This is a genomic window from Pseudomonas fakonensis (genome assembly GCF_019139895.1).
GTDB classification, from domain to species: domain Bacteria; phylum Pseudomonadota; class Gammaproteobacteria; order Pseudomonadales; family Pseudomonadaceae; genus Aquipseudomonas; species Aquipseudomonas fakonensis.
Window position 1 is genome coordinate 2,345,928 of sequence record NZ_CP077076.1, and the last position, 17,556, is coordinate 2,363,483.

The 17,556-nt window shown below is 66.1% G+C and carries 18 protein-coding genes; all 18 read right to left on the reverse strand.

All coding sequences use genetic code 11. The features are described 5' to 3' along the window. Positions 1-117: 117 nt before the first annotated feature. Positions 118-405 carry a hypothetical protein gene (locus tag KSS94_RS10585; RefSeq protein WP_217842923.1) on the reverse strand — a complete coding sequence of 96 codons (288 nt, stop codon included), beginning with the start codon at positions 403-405 and terminating at the stop codon, positions 118-120. Between the two features lie 326 nt (positions 406-731). Next, positions 732-1,445, reverse strand: a complete 714-nt coding sequence (locus tag KSS94_RS10590) for a DUF4225 domain-containing protein (RefSeq protein WP_217842924.1) — start codon at positions 1,443-1,445, stop codon at positions 732-734. After that, a complete protein-coding gene (locus KSS94_RS10595; RefSeq protein WP_217842925.1) occupies positions 1,442-1,927 on the reverse strand; it encodes an Hcp family type VI secretion system effector in 486 nt (161 codons plus the stop codon). The genes KSS94_RS10590 and KSS94_RS10595 overlap by 4 nt, the downstream gene beginning before the upstream one ends. Positions 1,928-2,520: 593 nt before the next feature. Next, positions 2,521-3,102 carry a TadE/TadG family type IV pilus assembly protein gene (locus KSS94_RS27355; RefSeq protein ID WP_217842926.1) on the reverse strand — a complete coding sequence of 194 codons (582 nt, stop codon included), beginning with the start codon at positions 3,100-3,102 and terminating at the stop codon, positions 2,521-2,523. Positions 3,103-3,104: 2 nt separating this feature from the next. Further along, positions 3,105-3,614 carry a TadE/TadG family type IV pilus assembly protein gene (locus KSS94_RS10605; RefSeq protein WP_217842927.1) on the reverse strand — a complete coding sequence of 170 codons (510 nt, stop codon included), beginning with the start codon at positions 3,612-3,614 and terminating at the stop codon, positions 3,105-3,107. Positions 3,615-3,618: 4 nt separating this feature from the next. Continuing rightward, complete coding sequence (locus tag KSS94_RS10610; protein WP_217842928.1) at positions 3,619-4,470, reverse strand: tetratricopeptide repeat protein; 852 nt, start codon at positions 4,468-4,470, stop codon at positions 3,619-3,621. Positions 4,471-4,484: 14 nt separating this feature from the next. Beyond that, positions 4,485-5,444 carry a type II secretion system F family protein gene (locus KSS94_RS10615; RefSeq protein ID WP_217842929.1) on the reverse strand — a complete coding sequence of 320 codons (960 nt, stop codon included), beginning with the start codon at positions 5,442-5,444 and terminating at the stop codon, positions 4,485-4,487. After that, entirely contained in the window at positions 5,444-6,433 is a 990-nt protein-coding gene (locus KSS94_RS10620; RefSeq protein WP_217842930.1) for a type II secretion system F family protein, read from the reverse strand. The genes KSS94_RS10615 and KSS94_RS10620 overlap by 1 nt, the downstream gene beginning before the upstream one ends. Further along, positions 6,433-7,806, reverse strand: coding sequence for a TadA family conjugal transfer-associated ATPase (locus KSS94_RS10625; RefSeq protein WP_217842931.1), 1,374 nt, complete (start codon positions 7,804-7,806; stop codon positions 6,433-6,435). The genes KSS94_RS10620 and KSS94_RS10625 overlap by 1 nt, the downstream gene beginning before the upstream one ends. 13 nt (positions 7,807-7,819) lie before the next feature. Continuing rightward, complete coding sequence (locus KSS94_RS10630) at positions 7,820-9,028, reverse strand: CpaE/TadZ family protein (RefSeq protein WP_217842932.1); 1,209 nt, start codon at positions 9,026-9,028, stop codon at positions 7,820-7,822. Between the two features lie 33 nt (positions 9,029-9,061). Continuing rightward, positions 9,062-9,706, reverse strand: coding sequence for a CpaD family pilus assembly lipoprotein (locus KSS94_RS10635; RefSeq protein WP_217842933.1), 645 nt, complete (start codon positions 9,704-9,706; stop codon positions 9,062-9,064). 12 nt (positions 9,707-9,718) lie between these two features. Continuing rightward, a complete protein-coding gene (locus tag KSS94_RS10640) occupies positions 9,719-11,260 on the reverse strand; it encodes a type II and III secretion system protein family protein (RefSeq protein WP_217842934.1) in 1,542 nt (513 codons plus the stop codon). 58 nt (positions 11,261-11,318) lie between these two features. After that, positions 11,319-12,212 (reverse strand): Flp pilus assembly protein CpaB, encoded by an 894-nt coding sequence (cpaB, locus tag KSS94_RS10645; RefSeq protein WP_217842935.1) that lies wholly within the window; start codon positions 12,210-12,212, stop codon positions 11,319-11,321. A gap of 15 nt (positions 12,213-12,227) precedes the next feature. Beyond that, positions 12,228-12,788 carry a prepilin peptidase gene (locus tag KSS94_RS10650; protein ID WP_217842936.1) on the reverse strand — a complete coding sequence of 187 codons (561 nt, stop codon included), beginning with the start codon at positions 12,786-12,788 and terminating at the stop codon, positions 12,228-12,230. 19 nt (positions 12,789-12,807) lie between these two features. After that, positions 12,808-13,002 carry a Flp family type IVb pilin gene (locus KSS94_RS10655; RefSeq protein ID WP_217842937.1) on the reverse strand — a complete coding sequence of 65 codons (195 nt, stop codon included), beginning with the start codon at positions 13,000-13,002 and terminating at the stop codon, positions 12,808-12,810. 475 nt (positions 13,003-13,477) lie between these two features. Further along, a complete protein-coding gene (locus KSS94_RS10660) occupies positions 13,478-13,933 on the reverse strand; it encodes an REP-associated tyrosine transposase (RefSeq protein ID WP_217842938.1) in 456 nt (151 codons plus the stop codon). 1,452 nt (positions 13,934-15,385) lie between these two features. Beyond that, positions 15,386-16,777 (reverse strand): sensor histidine kinase, encoded by a 1,392-nt coding sequence (locus KSS94_RS10665; RefSeq protein ID WP_217842939.1) that lies wholly within the window; start codon positions 16,775-16,777, stop codon positions 15,386-15,388. Continuing rightward, on the reverse strand, positions 16,764-17,429 hold the full coding sequence (locus KSS94_RS10670; protein WP_217842940.1) for a response regulator transcription factor: 666 nt from the start codon (positions 17,427-17,429) through the stop codon (positions 16,764-16,766). The genes KSS94_RS10665 and KSS94_RS10670 overlap by 14 nt, the downstream gene beginning before the upstream one ends. Positions 17,430-17,556 lie beyond the last annotated feature (127 nt).

The window sequence follows — 17,556 nt, forward strand, 5'->3', positions numbered from 1 at the left end:
TCCAAGCAGTTTCACTTTTGTATTTTCGACGGATAAGTTAAGGGTTGGGCCGGAGTTTGATCCCCGGCGCATAAGGCTTCTGGGGTTTTTCTCCCGACCGGTCGCACGATTTAACAATCATGGATGTTCGTGAAAAAAGCCGGACACCCACCAGTGAAAAGCAACCATTCCAAAACTGTATGTCACCAGCATCCAGTAGCCAACGGAATAGAAGGAATCAAACTCAAACGCTACAAAACCGTTATCCCCCAGAAGTAGGAAGTAAAGACCGGAAAAGAACACGGTATAAAGGTAAGCTACCCATGTCTGCCAATTGCGCGTCATGCGGACAAAGATGAGTCGCCTCAGTAATAGGCTCAGGATGATGTCGGCAATGGCGAATAGTGCCAGTGCAGTAATTTTCATTTTCTGTACTCATCAATGAGTTAGTTTGGCATTGATCAGTGCTTATGAATGGTCATGAAAAATACGGGATGCCCACATGTGAAAAGCAACCATGCTCAAGCTATAGGTCACCAGTATCCAGTAACCGAGAGAGTACAAGGAGTCGAACTCAAACGTTACGAAGCCGCTTTCTCCCAAAAGCTCGAAGTAGAGCCCAGACAAAAATACCGCATACAGGAAGGCTCCCCAGAACTGCCAGCGACGCTGTAAGTCGACAAAAACAAATCGTCTGAGTAATAGGCTTAAAATTATATCGCCTGCCGCAAATATAGCCAGTGTCGCAACTTTCATTTTTTGTACTCTTCAATAAGTTGATTTAAAGTGAGGGTCGATGCTGCGCCTTCGATGAATAGTGCCCCTCTCCCCATTTGTTTCAGCGCAATCTCCTTGTCAGTTTTCAAATACCGAAAGAGTCGCCAAGCATCTTTTTTCACAACCATCCTGCCGATGGCCCTGCCTGAAAGGACTAAGTCGGTAGCGTAATAGGCCATGTTGCCCTCCCGCTCACCATATCCAAGTCGCTTTGCAACATCCTGATATTTCTTGCGCACGGGCCCGACCACATCGGTACGCCCTTCATACATCCCTCTGGCGTTTTCGTAGAAGTTGTTACCTCCATGGGCAATCAGTGGCAGCCCGTGAAACGCGCACGTCGTCCCATAGCTACGTACGCAACTGCCTATGCCGGTAAGGAGCTGTGAAGCACCACCGGCCATACCACCCACTTGCGTGAATACGCGATTGACCTGCGATTTCAGGCTGTTGGCCTCAGCCCGTATCGCCTCCAACCCCTGTTCCGGACTGATCCGCCGTTGATACACATCCTCCACCACGCGCTTTGCGTAATACGCCAGCTCGCGGTTGAACTGCATGCGCAAACTGCGATCACGCAGATGCCGGGCACTGACCCCGCAGCCGTAGCTGATGAACCGCGAAGCGGCTGCGTTCACTTCCCAGAAGGCATCGTCCAGCCGGTCGCCATAGTCGCCGCGCTGGCTCATGGCTGTTCTGCCCAGGAGGCGTGGCCGCTGGTGCTGGCGGCGTGGTGGATCCAACTGATGGTGCGGTAGCTGATGCTCAGGCGTTCTTCGGCGTCCTGGTCGCTCATCAGGATGGCGTGGGGCATTTCCAGGTCCTGGGCGACGATCAGCGCGCCGCCGAGTTTTACCGAGAAGTACTTTTCGCGGTGCCCGCCGGGGTGGGTGCGGTACAGGTGGATGTCGCACTCGACCACTTCCCGGCCATCCACGGCTTGCGCCAGCAGGGGCGTGGCCTTGTCGATGTACTTGGTGATGAACACCGGGTGGTGGGTGCCGCGCAGGGCGTTGGCCGGGTTGACCTGGCCGTGGTTGAAGGACAGCACCATGATTTCGTCCCGGTGCCCGTGCTGGCAGTGGTGGCCGATGGATTCCTGCGAGCTGCAGCCGGCGGAAATCAGGCCTTGTTGCTTGCCGGTGATGGTCATGTAGCCATGAAAAGCCATGGGGTGAACTCCTTGTCAGTGAAGCGCGCAGCCTAAGGAGTTCGCCGGCATAAATATGCCAGCTGCTTCTGAAAATTCATGCGGGTTTAGAAACGCAATGTTTATTGACAGGAGAGGTGAAATTGCGGGGGGAGGGGATAACGAGAAAAGGGTGTTGTGCCCGTAAGCCTGTGCGGGCCTCATCGCCGGCAAGCCGGTTCTAATAGAACAAACTACAACGTATTGATTTCACACGGTCCCTGTGGGAAGCGGCCTTGTGTCGCGATGGGGCGCGAAGCGGCCCCAAGGTCTCGGCCTCATGCAAGATTGCCGGGGCTGCTTCGCAGCCCATCTCGACCGGACGGCGCCCCGGCAAGGCCGCTTCCCACAGGGACCGTGGAGCATCTGCGAGACCAGTTCTTTGCGCGACAGCGCACCCCGAAGGGCCGGGTGATCTCCTACAGGTACAACACAAATCTGAAGGTCATGCGATCCCTGTGGGAGCGGCTTTAGCCGCGAAGCAGGCAACGCGGTGGATGGCACCGGCTTTGCCGGTGTTCGCGGCACAAGGCCGCTCCTACACGGACCGCGCGGGGCTGAAGATTGGGGGCGCCTCACTCGCCCTCATCTTCAAGCCCGATCTCTTCGGTCAGCTGCTTGTCCAGTGTCACATCGTTGTACACCACCCTTGCGAAGGCCAGGGCCTGGATGTCCTTGTCCACCAGCAGGTTGCTGCTCAGGGCCAGGTCGGCGCTGCGCCGGCATAGCTGCACCACCAGCATCGCCGAGTCGATTTTGTCTTCGTCGTCGCGGCTTTCGGTGAGCGTGCGTTCGGGCAGCTCGGCGTTGTAGGTGGTGCCGCTGGAGTACACCGGGCACAGGTCCTGTTCGTCGCCACGGTGCAGCGGCTTCCACTTCAGGCTGCGGTCCAGCTCCACCCGGGTGATCACCAGCTGGTAACTGCCGAACACCTCGCTGGGGGCGACGCCGTTGACCAGCGCCTGCAGGCCGTCGTAGTCCAGGCGGTTGTGCATCGCCAGGGTGCTGGCCAGGGTGTGGGCGGCGCGCTCCAGGTGGGCGCGGGCCTGGCTGACGTTGTACAGGTCGGCGATCACCAGGGTCATGCCGATCAGCAGCGGCAGAATCAGGGCGGTTTCTACCAGCGCGTTGCCGCGCTGTCGTTTGCGCAGGCGCATGCTCAGTAGTCCTCCGCCTTGTCGCTGGTCAGGTTGCCGAGCAACTGCCGGTACTGGTACTGGAACGCATCACCAATGCCGAACAGCATCGGCAACGGGGTCATGAACGGCTGGGTCAGGTCGACGGTGACGCTGAGCACCGGCGGCGACTGGTCCTGGTCGTCGATCTCCTTGTCGGCCTCGGCGCCGCCGAACTGGCGCAGGGTGTCGAAGGTGAAGATTTCCACCACGAAGTTGTCCTTGTTCAGCAGGCCGTAGGAGTAGTCCACCAGGCGTTCCTCGATGGCGTCCTGCAATGCCTCGGGGGTTTGCTGGTAGAACGCCTTGTCGCCGCGAAAGTCTTGCAGGGCGCGCTCCAGGCCCAGGTTGCCGATGCCGATCATCAGCGAGATGCGCGCCAGTTCGAACAGCATCATCACCCCGAACAGCAGCACCGGCAGAATCAGCGCGGTTTCCACCGCAGTGACCCCGTGCTGCTGGCTGAGCAGGGCGCGCAGGCGGGCTGCGATCATCGCCTCAGTCCTCGAGCAGCTTGAGCGGGTGCTGGCTGGCGGCAAGCAGCTCGCTGGTCAGCGGCGCACCGGCCTGTACCCGCGACTGGGCGGTGCGAAAGCTGGCCAGGATGGCGTCGGCGCGGGCCGGCTCCAGGTGCTCCAGCAGCACGTTGCGCGCGGTGTCGTCGTGGCCGGCCAGCACATAGGCCAGGGCCAGGTTCAGTTGCAGCGAGATATCGTCCAGCCCGCGCGCCTGGTTGAGCAGGCCGATGGCGCGGGTGGTGTCGCCGGCGGCCAGCCAGGCCAGGGCCAGGTTGTTCAGCGCCGGGGTGTAGCCGGGGTCCAGCTGCAAGGCGGTGTCGAACTGCTGGCGCGCCTGCTCGCTTTGCCCTTGCAGGTTCAGCGCCACGCCCAGGCCGTTGAGCGCCTGGGTGTTGCGTGGGTCGGCCTGCACCGCGCAGCGGTAGTCGCGTTCGGCCTGGGCGCTCTGGCCCAGGGCCAGGCGGGCACGGCCAAGGCCTGCGCACAGGGCCAGGCGCTGCGGCGCCGGCAGCGCTTTGACATCGCCGCCCAGTGACAGCCGCGCACGCTCCAGCAGGCCCAGGGCTTCACGCGGCGGGCGCACGGCCGAGGCGACGCTGGCGTACTCGAGCAGGTAGCTGCCGCTGAGCTGGTGGCGCTCGTCCATGCGCGCATACACGCCGTGGGCGGCTTGCAGGCGCTGGGCGTCGCGCAGGGTGTGGGCCAGCTTCAGGGCCTCGCGGCCCTCTTTGTCCAGTGCAGGCTCGCGGCTGGCCAGGCTGCCGAGGTTGGCGCAGCCGGTGAGGGTCAGGGCCAGCAGGGCGGTGAGCAGGGTAAGGCGGTGGGCACGCATGTTCGGGTCTCGCTTCATTGGCTGAGCAGGCGGATGACGCGCACCAGTGCAGGCGCGCCCATCATCGCCACGATAGGGGGCAAAATCAGGGTCATCAGTGGCACGCTGAGCTGGGCCGGCAGCTTGCCGGCGCGTTCCTCGAGGCTGAGGATCAGCGTTTTGCGGCTCTCTTCGGAAATGGTCCGCAGCGCTTGCGACAGCGGCGTGCCGTAGCGCTCGGCCTGGATCAAGGTAGCGACCATGCTCTCGATGCCGCTCACACCGGTGCGTTCGGCCAGGTTGAGCAGGGCGCGCGGGCGGTCGCTCAGAATTTGCAGCTCGGCGCAGGTGTAGCGCAGCTCGTCGGCAAGCTCCGGCGCCGACAGCGCCAGCTCCTTGGACACCACCTGCAGCACCCGCCCCAGCGGCAGGCCGGCCTCGGCGCAGATCACCATCAGGTCGAGGGCATCGGGCAGGTTGCGCGCCAGGCGCTCGCCGCGCCGGGCACTGCGCATGCGCAGCCACAGCTCGGGCAGGGTGCTGCCGGCGAACAGCGCCAGCAGGCCGCCGGCCAGGCCGTTCAGGCCCAGGCGCGAGCCGGCCGGCACCAGGCCGAACAGCACCACCACCGCCAGCAGCACGCCCAGGCTGAGCTTGCCGGCCATCAGCAGGCCCAGGCCCTGGCGGCTACGGAACCCGGCCATGGCCAGCAGGCGGCGCAGCTTGTATTTGTCGTTGTCGCTGCCAGCCAGTTGCTCACCCACCCGGGCGATGGGCAGTAGCAGTGCTTGCAGGCGCGGCGGTAATTGCATGCCCTGGTCGCGGGCCAGGTTGTCGGCCTGGCGCTCGGCGCCATCGCCTGCGGCCTCGCCGAGCAGCCGGGCGCGCAGGGGCGCCGGTTGCGCGCGGCGGTGCAGGCCGATCAGCAACAGGCCGATGCCGGCCAGCAGCACGGCCATGGCCAGGGCCAGCAGAGGGTCGTCATACCAGGCCATCAGGACACCCTCCGGACCATCAACTGGGTAATCAAAAGGCCCAGGCCGACGCTGCCGAAGGCGTAGAACAGCACGGCGTTGCCGGTGGGGTCGTTGAGCAGGAAGCGAAAGTCCTTCGGCGCGCTCATGTACATGTAGCCCAGCGCCAGCGGCACCAGCGAGGCGACGATCTTGGCCGAGGCGCGGGCCTCGGAGGTCTTGGCCTGGATCTTCAGGTGCAGCTCGTGGCGGTCGCGCAGGGTCGAGGCCAGGCGGTCGAGGGTTTCACCCAGGCGCCCGCCGGCCTCCTGGTTGATGATCAGAATCACTGCAAAGAAGCGGTACTCGTTGAGCGGCACGCGCTTGGCCGAGTCCTGCATGGCCTGGCGCAGCGGCACGCCCAGGCGCAGCCAGTTGTCGATCAGGGCGAACTCCACCGACAGCGGCCCGGGCAGGTTCGGCGCCACCAGGGCGAAGGCGTTGCTCACCGGCACCCCGGCACGGGCGGTGCGGGTGATGGCGTCGATGGCCTCGGGCAGGCTCTGCTTGAGCTCCTTGAGGTGGCGGGCCATGCCGTTGCGGTAGCCGATGCTGGCCAGCACGCTGAAGGCCAGCGCCGTCAGCAGCAGGCTGCCGAGCACCGGGAGCGGGGTTTCGCGGCCCAGCAGCACGCCGGCCATGAAGCTCACCAGCAGAGTCAGGCCGGCGCGCATCGCCAGGCTCTGGCGCCAGCCCAGCACTTGCAGGCCCAGCCACAGCTGCGCCAGGCGCGGGCCGAGCAGCGGCAGGTCGGCGAACGGGGTGTGCTCCAGGTCCTTGAGAATGCCCGCCGCGGCGCCTTGCGGGTCGGCGTTGCGGGCTTGGCCTGCGAGGTCTTCCTTGAGCTGCTCCAGGCGCTGGGCGATGGCCTTGTCGTCCGGGCCGCGGGCCCGCAGGCTGCGGGCGGCGAGCACGGCGAGCAGCACGGCGAGGAACACCAGCGCGGTCAGCAGGTCGAGGGTGGCGTCCATCAGGCGTGGCCCCCGAACAGGTGCGAATGCGAGGTGTAGAACTGCGGGCGCTGGCCGCTGGCTTCGTACTGGCCGAGCAGCTTGCCGTTGGAGTCGACGCTGTGGGTCTTGAAGCCGAACAGCTCCTGGGTCTGGATCACGTCGTTCTCCATGCCGCAGATCTCGGTGACCGAGACGATGCGTCGGCCGCCGTCGCGCATGCGCTCCACCTGCACGATCAGGTTCACGGCGCTTGCGATCTGCCGGCGGATGGCCTCCAGCGGCAGTTGCATGCTGGCCATCATCACCATGTTTTCAAGGCGCATGATGGCGTCGCGCGGGGTGTTGGCGTGCACCGTCGACAGCGAGCCGTCGTGGCCGGTGTTCATGGCCTGGAGCATGTCGAAGCACTCGCCGCCGCGCACCTCGCCGAGGATGATGCGGTCGGGGCGCATGCGCAGGGCGTTGCGCACCAGGTCGCGCTGGTCGACCTTGCCGGTGCCCTCGGCGCTGACCGGGCGGGTTTCCAGGCGCACCACGTGGGCCTGCTGCAGTTGCAGCTCGGCGGCGTCCTCGATGGTGATTACCCGGTCGGCGTCGCTGATGTTCTGCGACAGGGCGTTGAGCAGGGTGGTCTTGCCCGCGCCGGTACCGCCGGAAACGATGATGTTCAGCCGCGCCAGCATGGCGCGCTTGAGCACCTCGACCATCTCCATGGACAGCGCGCCGCGCTCGGCGAGAATCTCCAGCGACATGTTGCGGCGCATGAACTTACGAATCGAGATGCTGGTGCCGTCGATGGCCAGCGGGTAGGTGATGACGTTGACCCGGCTGCCGTCGGCCAGGCGCGCATCGACCATCGGGTGGCTTTCGTCGATACGCCGGCCCACCGCTGCGGCGATGCGCTGGGCGGTGTTGAACACGTGCTCTTCGTCGACGAAGGTGATCGTCGAGAGCTCCAGCTTGCCGTAGCGCTCGACGAACACCTGGCCGGCGCCATTGACCAGAATGTCGTTCACCGAATCGTCGGCCAGCAGCGGCTCGATCGGGCCGATGCCGACCATCTCGTTGAGGGTTTCTTCGGCGATGGCTTCTTCTTCGGGGCGCGACAGCTGCAGGCGGTGTTCGTCGCAGATGCGCCGGATCATGGTCTCGATCTGCAGGCGCAGCTTGTCGCGGCCCATGGCGGCGGCCTTGAGCGGGTCGATCTGGTCGTACAGGTGGTGGCGCACCAGCTTGCGGTTCTGCGCGCCGGGGGTGTCCTGCGGGCGTTGCTGGGCACTGCGCTGGGTGCTGGTGGCGCGCAGTTCCTGGCTGGGCGGCGCAGGCTGTTCGGCGGCGTGTTTTACATCGGCGCGCACCGGCCGGGGTTTGTGCGGTTGCTTGATCAGCATCGATAGGGCTCCTTCACGCGGCGCGCTGGCGGGTCAGCGCCTGCTTCAGGCGGGCCATCAGGCCGCTGCCCTGGGCGACGCGCTGCGGGGTGTGGCCGGTGGCCAGGTCAGCGAGGTCGAGCAGGGCGTTGTGGAATGCCGGGGCCCCGGCCAGCTTGAGCGGGCCGGCCAGCAGGCTGCCGGGCAGCGACGGGCCGGCCCAGGGCAGGGCCAGGTCGATGCGCCGCTCGACGAAGTCCTCGAACTGGCTGCGCTCGATGACCCCCGGGTGCTGGCCACGGGCGGCGTTGCTCACCAGCAGCAGGTGCTGGCCTTCGCTTTCGTCGCCGATCTCGCGCAGCAGGCGGTGCAGGTTGCGCGCATCCTGCACGGTCAGGTCGGTGAGCAGGATGCGCGTCTGGGCGTGGGCCAGCACTTCCAGGCTGCCATGCGGGCGGCCGGCGGGCAGGTCCCAGATCACCTGGTTGAACATGCTGCACAGGGTGCCGCCAATGTTCAGCAGGTGCTCCACGCTGAAGTTCTGCGCCGGGCGCAGGCCGGGGGCCTGGGCCAGCAGGTGCAGGCGCTCGTTGATGCGGCCCATGGCCCGTTGCAGCAGGCGGCTGTCCAGCTCGGTGCTGGTCAGGGCGTTGGCCAGGCCTGCTTCGCCCTCAAAGCCCAGCAGCAGGCTCTGGTCACCGTTGCAGCGGTCGAAGTCGACCATGGCGGTGGGGGTGTGGCGTTGTTTGCTCAGCAGCAGCGCCAGGCTGGCGGCCACGGTGCTGGTGCCGACCCCGCCCGAGGCGCCGCTGATGGCCAGGGTGCGCCCGCTGCGCACGCCGTGGGCGACGCTGTGGCCGTTGCGTGCGCGGGCCACGGTGGTGGCCAGCAGGTCCAGCGGTACGGGCTTGGCCAGGTAGTCGAACACGCCGCTGTGCAGCAGGGTGCGGTACAGGTCGATGTCCTGCTTGCGGCCCAGGGTGACGATATGGCACGACGGGTCGCAGACCTGGGCCAGTTCTTCGAGCGATTGCAGCGGCAGCGGGTCGCCTTCGATGTCCACCACCAGCACTTCGGCGGGCGGGTTGCTGCGGCACCAGGCGATGGCGGCGGCGATACCGCCGGGCAGGGCCTGTTCGGCCGACTGGCCAAGGCGCGTGAGCATTTCGCCGAAGCGGGTGGCCTCTTCGTTGCTGGCGGCAAACAGCATCAGGTCCTGGGCGGGGAGGGTTGTGTCGTTCATGTCGCGGTTCTCTCTGCGAGCGGCCGAAGGCGGTCAGTCCTGGAAGTCGATGTCGAGCAGCTCGCGCACTTCATCCTCGTGGTAGCGCTGCATGGCGCCCACCGCGTGAATGCCGTCGGCGCTGTCGAGGGTGCGCGGGCGGGCCAGGTCGCGCGGGTCGGCGACCATCGCGGCAATGTTGGCGCGCACCGCACAGCCGGGCTGGCCGACTGCCTCGAACGGCTTGACCGTCCAGGTTTTGGCGTTGGCCACGCTGCAGTCGGGGATCTTCGCCACGATGGCTTCGGACACCACCTGCAGGTCCCAGTCGCGGGCTTCGCTGGCGTCCAGGCGGGTGGGGCGGATGCTCACCTCGGCGGCGCCCTGGTCGCGCAGCACACTGGCCAGGCGCTGGGCCAGGCGGTCGCCGCTGGGGGTGTAGGGCTGCAGGGTCAGGTGCTGGTTGTGCAGGCGGCCCTGGGCGTGCAGCAGGCTGTTGAGGTTGTCCAGGGATTCGGCGGTGAAGCTGCCGTTGCCGCTGGCCTTGAGCGAGGCCATCAGCGCCGACGGCGCCACCGTGGCCTGGGGTACCGGGGTGAACGGGGCGAAGCGGGTTTCACGCATCTGGTTGAGCTGGCGGTCGCAACCACCCAACAGCACGGCCAGGGTCAGCAGGGGCAGCAGGGCACGTTTAGTCATTGGGGGTTCTCCTCAGAACAGGTAGCCGGCGGTGGCTTGCAGCGGCAGCACGGCGTCCAGCGAACGCACGCCGCGGCCTGGGGTTTGCAGGTCGCCGGGGGCGGTGGGCTCGACCACGTAGGCGGTGGCGATGATTACCAGCTCGGTGTCTTCTTGCTTGCTGGTGTCGGTCTCGAACAGCCGACCGATGCCGGGGAGGCTCTTGAGCCCGGGCACGCCGGTGACGGTCTGGGCGACGTTGCTGCGCAGCATGCCGGCCAGGGCGAAACTCTGGCCGCTGGACAGCTCCACGGTGGTGTCGGCGCGGCGCACCTTGAACGCCGGGATGGTGAAGCCCTGCAGGTCGACGGCGCCTTCCTCGGACAGGTCGCTGACCTCGGGTGCCACGTGCAGGCTGATGCGGTTGGGCGACAGCAGGGTCGGGGTCATGCGCATGATCACGCCGTACTGCTTGTAGTCGATGGTCACCTGGTTGTTGTTCATGATCACGATCGGCACCTCGCCGCCGGCGGCAAAGCCTGCGGTCTCGCCGGACATGGCGGTGAGGTTGGGTTCGGCCAGCACCGTGGCCAGGCCGTCCTCGGACAATGCGGTGAGCAGCCCGCCGACGGTCATCGAGCCGCGCGTGCGCACGCCGCCGGCCACGGCGTTGGTCACCGTGCCGCCGGTGAAGGCGCCGGTGGTGGCGTCGAACAGGCTGCTGCCGTTGCGGAAGAAGAAGTTGCCATCCTTGAGCGCGACGTCCCAGTTCAGGCCCAGGGAGGTGGTCATCGAGCGTGACACCTCGACGATACGCACGCTGATGTTCACCTGGGACGACAGCTCGACCTTGAGCTGGTTGACGATGCGCGGGCTGTCGCCGCCACCGCCTGGGGCACCGCCGCCGCCGCCACCGCCACCGCCCCCTGCGCCGCCGCCTCCGGTGCTGTCGTCTTCACCGCCGACGTAGGCCTTGACCGCATCGATCACCAGCTTGGCCTGCTGCGGGGTGCGCACGTTGCCGCGCACGATCAGGCCGTTGCCCGAGGCCGGGCCGAAGTTCACGTTGACCCCTGGCACTTCCTCGGCGATCTGCCGGGTCAGGGCGTCCAGGTCGTAGTGGGTCTCGAGGTTGATGGCGCTGATCACCTGGTCGTTGGCATCCAGCGCGTACAGCGTGGTGCGCCCGGCGCCCTTGGCGTAGACGAACACGTTGCCCGGCGAGGGCATCTGGAAGCTGGCGATGGTCGGGTCGGCCACCAGCACGTTGGCGGCCAGGGCCGGCAGTTGCAGCAGGCGCCCTTGCTTGACGGTGAGGTTCACCGTTTCGCTGGGTTGTACCTGGGTCAGCTTGCGTGGCAGCGGGCGCGGTGCGGGTTCGGCCTCGGGCTCGGGGTCGGCCGCAGTGGCCGGCAGGTTGGCGTAGATCGACGGGTCGCCCCAGGTTTCAAAGTTGTCGGCGGGGTTTTCCTGGGCGGCGGCCTGGGTTGTTTCGGCCTGCACGCCTTGGGCGAGCAGGGCGCAGCCGAGGGCCAGGGCCAGTGAGGGGGCGAGTGTTGCTGGGGCGAACTTCATCGTGGGACTTCCAGAAAAGCTGCGGTGTCAGGTGGCAGGCGTGGGGTGGGCGAGTGCGTCAGCGCGACAGGTCGCGGACTTCGACGGCGTCGCCGCGGTACATCTGCAGCATCGCCGCAGGGCTGCTCAGGCTCTTGTAGACGCCGGTGGCCTGGCTCAGGGTGGTGATGCTGCGGCCATCGGTGACCATCGGCTGGCGTGGCTCGCGGGCGCCGCGCAGTACCAGTTGCAGGGTGCCGACCTCCTTGGCCACCGACAGGCGTTCGGCCTGGGCCGGGGTCACTTCCAGGGTCACGGTCTCGAAGCTGGTGTAGCGCTTCTTGTCCTTTTCCACCGGTTGCTCTTCACGCACGGTCAGGGCGCCGCGGGTGATGTTGTTCAGGGCCAGCACGCGCACGTTGCGCAGCAGGGTCTGCGAGGCCAGGCGCGGGGTGCTCGAAGCTGCACCGGCGGCCTCCTGCTCCTTGTCGCGGTCCAGGCTCAGCACCACGTCGACGCGGTCACCGGTGGAGACCATCCCCGAGTTGCTGGCCACCGCGCTGGTGGGCACCGAGATGGCGCGCAGGCCTGGTTGCAGCACGGCGGCGATGAAGCCCGGCTCGCCCGGCTTGATCAGCAGGGTGGCGGCCAGTGGCTGGCCCGCGCGCAGTGGGCGGCGCACGGTGCCGCCCACTGCGACGGCCAGGCTGTCCTTGTTGTCGAGGAAGTACAGCAGCGACGAGTGCTCGCCTTCCAGTGCTTGCCAGCGCACGGCCAGGGTGTCGATGAACTCGCCGGGGTGCAGGTCGCGGGCGGCCACCAGCACCGCGGGCAGGGCAGGCGGCGCGGGCGGCGGTGCAACGACCACGGGTGCCGGGGCGGGGGCCGGCTTGAGCATGACCCGCACCAGCAGCGCGGCGCTGCCGGCGACCAGCAGCGTGCCTGCCAGCAGAAGGACGGAAGGGGTTTTCATGATGAAGTCGCGTGCTCAGGAATGGATGGGAATGAACAGGATGTAGAGGGCACCGGTGACGATGGCCAGCCCGTAGGGAATGCCCTGCGGGCAGTGTTCGGTGATCACGATCGGAGTCTGGATGCCCAGGCGCGGAAAGCGCCGGGCCAGGCGCTGCACGCCATGGCCGAGCAGTTGCTCGATGCGCGCCAGCAGCGGCAAGCCCAGGGCCAGCAGGCCACCGGCCAGTGCCGTGACGATCAGGAACGCCAGCTGGTCGGCAGGCCCGACCCACAGGCAGATCACTGCCATCAGCTTGACGTCGCCGGCGCCGACACGGCCCAGGAAGAACAGCCCGCAACCCACCAGCAACACCAGTGCGGCGCCCAGCAGGCAGGCGCCCATGGCGCTGAACACGCCGAGGGTGTCGAGCTGTTGCCAGGGGCCGAAGCCCAGCAGCGCGGCGGCCGGTTGTACGAACCACAGCGCCAGCAGTACCAGCACCAGCAGGTTGTGGATGCGCCGGTAGAGCAGGTCGGAGCCGACCACGAACACCAGCGCCGGCAGCAGCACGAAGAGGGCGAGGGTGTTGTCCATGGGCGCTCCGGGCTCCGGGTTACTGGCCGGGGGCGTTGGTGTTGGTGATCTGGTCGGCGATGGAGGAGAAGCGTTCCTTCAGCGCGGTGACGAACACACCGTCGGAGCCGAAGATCACGCCGATGGCTGCAGCCATGGCGGCGGCGAGGATGCCGTATTCGATGGCGGTGACACCGCTTTCATCGTTGAGGAACTGTTTGAAGCGCTTGAGCATGGCGGGCTCCGGTGGGCGAAGGGGTGGATGGGAAGTGGTTGGTATTAAGATTTATTCTCATGTACCGGGCAAGGGCGGGTGTATTAAGAATGCTTAAGGAAGTGAGGGCAGGAGGGCTTGGGTGCGGCGCTGTTCTGTGGATACTGGCTCGCCTGCTGTAACCGTGCTTGTCAGGCCCTGGGGCCGCTTTGCGGCCCATCGCGACACAAGGCCGCTTCCCACAGGGATCGCGCAGGGCTCGAGAGCGGCGCTGTAGTTGTGGGAAGCGGCCTTGCGTCGCGATTGACGGCGAAGCCCTCACGGCGGGCTCACCGCCATGCACCATCCCGATGTGGATACTGGCCCGCTTGTTGTGGCAGTGCTTGTCAGATCCTGGGGCCGCTTCCCACAGGGATCGCGCAGGGCTCGAGAGCGGCGCTGTTGTTGTGGGAAGCGGCCTTGTGTCGCGATTGAGGGCGAAGCCCTCACGGCGGGCTCACACCCAGACACAATCCCAATGTGGGTATTGGCCCGACCGCTGCACCAGTCCTGCGCGAACAGGATTGGCGATGATGTACCGGGCAATGGTCTTCACATCGTCTTCACGGCGCAGTGCGCGGTCATGAAAGCCTGGTTGCCAGATGTGCCGTTGGCCAATCCCATGGCGGTACAACGCGCAACTGCTTCTGGACTTGAAGCTGCACATCAAGGCGCTGAGGCCACCGTCACCCAACTCGATCAACCAATGCAGGTGATCGGGCATCAGTACCCAGGCCAGCGAGCGGCATGCGCCGGATGCTTCGCAGAGCCGAAGTTGATGGATGATGATTCGGGCAAGCTGAAAATCCGCAAAAAGAGGAGTGCGCTGGTGTGTGGTCGTGGTCAGCAGGTAGAGCCGACCGGGTTCGCAGAACCGACCGCGACGCAGCAGGTGAGAGCTTGGCCTGTCCATGGCGCTTCCTTCGTAGAGGGTGCAATCTCAAGGTAGCGGTGGCAGGGTGAAAATGGACCGTTGGATGTTTGCCGGGTGTGACGGTGATGTTTGTCAGGGCTTGGGGCCGCGTTGCGGCCCATCGCGACACAAGGCCGCTTCCCACAGAACAGTGCCGCGCCCAAGCCCTGCGCGGTCCCTGTGGGAAGCGGCCTTGCGTCGCGATTGAGGGCGAAGCCCTCACAGCGGGCTCACCGCCATGCACAATCCCGATGTGGATACTGGCTTGCTTGTTGTGGCAGTGCTTGCAGAACAGTGCCGCACCCAAGCCCTCGCGGTCCCTGGGGCCGTTGAGGGCGAAGCCACAGCGGCTCACCGCGCAAGGCCGCTCCAGTGCCGCGCCCAGTGCCGCGCCCCGCCAAGCCCTGCGCGGTCCTGGGGCCGCGTTGCGGCCCATCGGGAAGCGGCCAGTGCCGCACCCAAGCCCTGCGCGGTCCCTGTGGGAAGCGGCCTTGCGTCGCGATTGAGGGCGAAGCCCTCACAGCGGGCTCACCGCCATGCACCATCCCGATGTGGATACTGGCTTGCTTGTTGTGGCAGTGCTTGTCAGATCCTGGGGCCGCGTTGCGGCCCATCGCGGCACAAGGCCGCTTCCCACAGAACAGTGCCGCACCCAAGCCCTGCGCGGTCCCTGTGGGAAGCGGCCTTGCGTCGCGATTGAGGGCGAAGCCCTCACAGCGGGCTCACCGCCATGCACCATCCCGATGTGGATACTGGCTCGCTTGCCGTGGCAGTGCTTGTCAGATCCTGGGGCCGCGTTGCGGCCCATCGCGACACAAGGCCGCTTCCCACAGAACAGTGCCGCGCCCAAGCCCTGCGCGGTCCCTGTGGGAAGCGGCCTTGCGTCGCGATTGAGGGCGAAGCCCTCACAGCGGGCTCATCGCCATGCACAATCCCGATGTGGATACTGGCTCGCTTGCCGTGGCAGTGCTTGTCAGATCCTGGGGCCGCGTTGCGGCCCATCGCGGCACAAGGCCGCTTCCCACAGAACAGTGCCGCGCCCAAGCCCTGCGCGGTCCCTGTGGGAAGCGGCCTTGCGTCGCGATTGAGGGCGAAGCCCTCACAGCGGGCTCATCGCCATGCACAATCCCGATGTGGATACTGGCTCGCTTGCCGTGGCAGTGCTTGTCAGATCCTGGGGCCGCGTTGCGGCCCATCGCGGCACAAGGCCGCTTCCCACAGAACAGTGCCGCACCCAAGCCCTGCGCGGTCCCTGTGGGAAGCGGCCTTGCGTCGCGATTGAGGGCGAAGCCCTCACAGCGGGCTCACCGCCATGCACCATCCCGATGTGGATACTGGCTCGCTTGCCGTGGCAGTGCTTGTCAGATCCTGGGGCCGCGTTGCGGCCCATCGCGACACAAGGCCGCTTCCCACAGAACAGCAGCGCGTCCAAGCCCTGGCCTTGTGTCGCGATTACGCCACCGGGGCCTTGATCTCCAGCGTCGCGCACAGCCCGGGCTGGTTGTCGATCAGCAGCAACTGGCCGCCGTGCAGGTCGCAGATGGCGCGGGTGAGGGTCAGGCCCAGGCCGTTGCCGGGCACGTTGCCGCTGGTGTCCAGGCGCTGGAAGCGGGCCATGGCGCGGTCGTTGAGGGCGTCGGGGATGCCACGGCCGCGGTCGGCCACGCACAGTCGCGAACGGCTGCGCACCTGCTCGCCGCGCAGGGTGATAGGCGAGCCCTTGGGCGAGTACTTCAGGGCGTTGTCCACCAGGTTGGCCAGGGCCTGGAACAGCAGCGCGCGGTCGCCGTACACCCTCACCCGCGGGCTGCACTGCACATTCAGCTGGCAGTCGCGCTCCTCGGCCAGGGGCTGGTAGTAGTCGGCGATGTCCTGCAGCAGCTCCTGCGCATTGTGGCTGTCGAACTGGTGGGCGCAGCGGCCGGTTTCCACCTCGCCGATACGCATCACCGCGCGGAACAGGCTCTGGATGCGTTCACTGTCGGACACCGCCTGCATCAGCTCGACCCGCGCCGGCTCGTCCTGCAACTGCTCGGCCACGCTCAGCAACCGGGCCTGCAGGCGGGTCAGCGGGGTGCGCAGCTCGTGAGCGATATGGCTGGTGATGTTCTTCACTTCCTCCATCAGCCGGTCGATGCGCTGCAGGCTGTGGTTGACCTCGCTACCCAGCTGGTCGAACTCGTCGCCGTCGCTGTGGCAGGCCACCCGCGAGCCGTGCTCGCCACTGGCGTAGCGGGCCAGGGCATCGCGGATGTGGTTGATGCGCTCCAGGTTGCGCCGGCTGAACGGCAGGCTGGTGAGCAGGATCAACAGCAGCACCAAAAGCATGGTGGCGCCGGCCATCAGCGGGATGATCCGCGTGCGTTCGAGCATCGGCCGCAGGTTGTAGGCACTGAAGTAGCTGCCGCCATCGGCCAGCGGCACCAGCAGGCCGAGGATCTCTGCCGTGCCGTTGCCACCGGGCACCACGGCATGGCGCCAGTTGCCCAGGCAGCCGCCGGCGCAGTCGAACTGCGGCACCAGCCAGGCGTTGCCATAGCGCAGCCGGCCCTGGGCATCGACCACCGTAGGCAGGTGCTCCTTGCGCGCCTCGGTGGGTTCGCGTTGCTGCAGCGCCGCCACCACCTGCGCGGTGCTGCGCAGGCTGCCGTGCAACTGCTGGGAGCGCACGTCGTTGAGGATCATGTCGCGCACGTGGCTGCGGGTTACCACTTCGAGCAGGTGGTTGCTGCACACGATCGAGATCAGCGACACCAGCAGGCAGACGAAGGCGATGGTCGAGGCCTGGCGAAAGTTGCTGGTGTTGAGCAACTGGCGCAGGCCATAGGCGTTAACCAAGGACATAGCCGATGGCGCGTATGGTGCGGATCATCTGGCGTTCGAAGCCCTTGTCGATCTTGGTGCGCAGCTTGGACAGGTGCACGTCGATGAGGTTGGTTTGCGGGTCGAAGTGGTAGCCCCACACGCGCTCCAGCAGCATGCTGCGGGTAACGGTCTGGCCGCGGTGCTCGGCCAGCACCTGCAGCAGCTTGAACTCCTTGTCGGTGAGGTCGATGCGCTGGCCGTCGCGGCTGACCGTGCGCCGGCTCAGGTCCACCTGCAGTTCGTCGATTTGCAGCACCTCGTCGTGGGCGTGCTGCTGGTGGCGGCGGGCGAGCAGCTCCAGGCGCAGCAGCAGCTCGGTGAAGTCGAACGGCTTGCCCAGGTAATCGTCGGCGCCGGCGCGCAGGCCTTCGACGCGGTCGGCGGTTTGATCGTTTGCCGACAGCACCAGGATCGGCGGGCGCGGTTTGCCGGTGAGCTGGTTGAGTACTTCGATGCCGTCCATCTTGGGCAGTACGCGGTCGAGGATCACCACGTCGAAGGCTTCGCGCAGGATCATGTCCAGGGCACCTTCGCCGTTGTCGGTCATCCTGCAGTTGTGCCCGCACGCATGCAGCTTGCTGCCCAACCAGTGACTGACCGAGGGGTCGTCTTCCACCACCAATACGCGCATGGCGTTGATCCTTTAAATAGCGTCGAAGGAGTGTTGCATTCTCACGGGTGGCCGCTGGCCAACTGAGTTAAGAATTATTAAACAGAATGAGAATACTTATCAATAAGCTTTGATTGTATTTTGCAAT

Excerpts from the sequence above, each read along its gene's own strand:
- KSS94_RS10585 (WP_217842923.1), bottom strand. The coding sequence starts at position 405 with ATGAAAATTACTGCACTGGCACTATTCGCCATTGCCGACATCATCCTG.
- KSS94_RS10590 (WP_217842924.1), bottom strand. The coding sequence starts at position 1,445 with ATGAGCCAGCGCGGCGACTATGGCGACCGGCTGGACGATGCCTTCTGG.
- KSS94_RS10595 (WP_217842925.1), bottom strand. The coding sequence starts at position 1,927 with ATGGCTTTTCATGGCTACATGACCATCACCGGCAAGCAACAAGGCCTG.
- KSS94_RS27355 (WP_217842926.1), bottom strand. The coding sequence starts at position 3,102 with ATGCGCCTGCGCAAACGACAGCGCGGCAACGCGCTGGTAGAAACCGCC.
- KSS94_RS10605 (WP_217842927.1), bottom strand. The coding sequence starts at position 3,614 with ATGATCGCAGCCCGCCTGCGCGCCCTGCTCAGCCAGCAGCACGGGGTC.
- KSS94_RS10610 (WP_217842928.1), bottom strand. The coding sequence starts at position 4,470 with ATGCGTGCCCACCGCCTTACCCTGCTCACCGCCCTGCTGGCCCTGACC.
- KSS94_RS10615 (WP_217842929.1), bottom strand. The coding sequence starts at position 5,444 with ATGGCCTGGTATGACGACCCTCTGCTGGCCCTGGCCATGGCCGTGCTG.
- KSS94_RS10620 (WP_217842930.1), bottom strand. The coding sequence starts at position 6,433 with ATGGACGCCACCCTCGACCTGCTGACCGCGCTGGTGTTCCTCGCCGTG.
- KSS94_RS10625 (WP_217842931.1), bottom strand. The coding sequence starts at position 7,806 with ATGCTGATCAAGCAACCGCACAAACCCCGGCCGGTGCGCGCCGATGTA.
- KSS94_RS10630 (WP_217842932.1), bottom strand. The coding sequence starts at position 9,028 with ATGAACGACACAACCCTCCCCGCCCAGGACCTGATGCTGTTTGCCGCC.
- KSS94_RS10635 (WP_217842933.1), bottom strand. The coding sequence starts at position 9,706 with ATGACTAAACGTGCCCTGCTGCCCCTGCTGACCCTGGCCGTGCTGTTG.
- KSS94_RS10640 (WP_217842934.1), bottom strand. The coding sequence starts at position 11,260 with ATGAAGTTCGCCCCAGCAACACTCGCCCCCTCACTGGCCCTGGCCCTC.
- cpaB (WP_217842935.1), bottom strand. The coding sequence starts at position 12,212 with ATGAAAACCCCTTCCGTCCTTCTGCTGGCAGGCACGCTGCTGGTCGCC.
- KSS94_RS10650 (WP_217842936.1), bottom strand. The coding sequence starts at position 12,788 with ATGGACAACACCCTCGCCCTCTTCGTGCTGCTGCCGGCGCTGGTGTTC.
- KSS94_RS10655 (WP_217842937.1), bottom strand. The coding sequence starts at position 13,002 with ATGCTCAAGCGCTTCAAACAGTTCCTCAACGATGAAAGCGGTGTCACC.
- KSS94_RS10660 (WP_217842938.1), bottom strand. The coding sequence starts at position 13,933 with ATGGACAGGCCAAGCTCTCACCTGCTGCGTCGCGGTCGGTTCTGCGAA.
- KSS94_RS10665 (WP_217842939.1), bottom strand. The coding sequence starts at position 16,777 with ATGTCCTTGGTTAACGCCTATGGCCTGCGCCAGTTGCTCAACACCAGC.
- KSS94_RS10670 (WP_217842940.1), bottom strand. The coding sequence starts at position 17,429 with ATGCGCGTATTGGTGGTGGAAGACGACCCCTCGGTCAGTCACTGGTTG.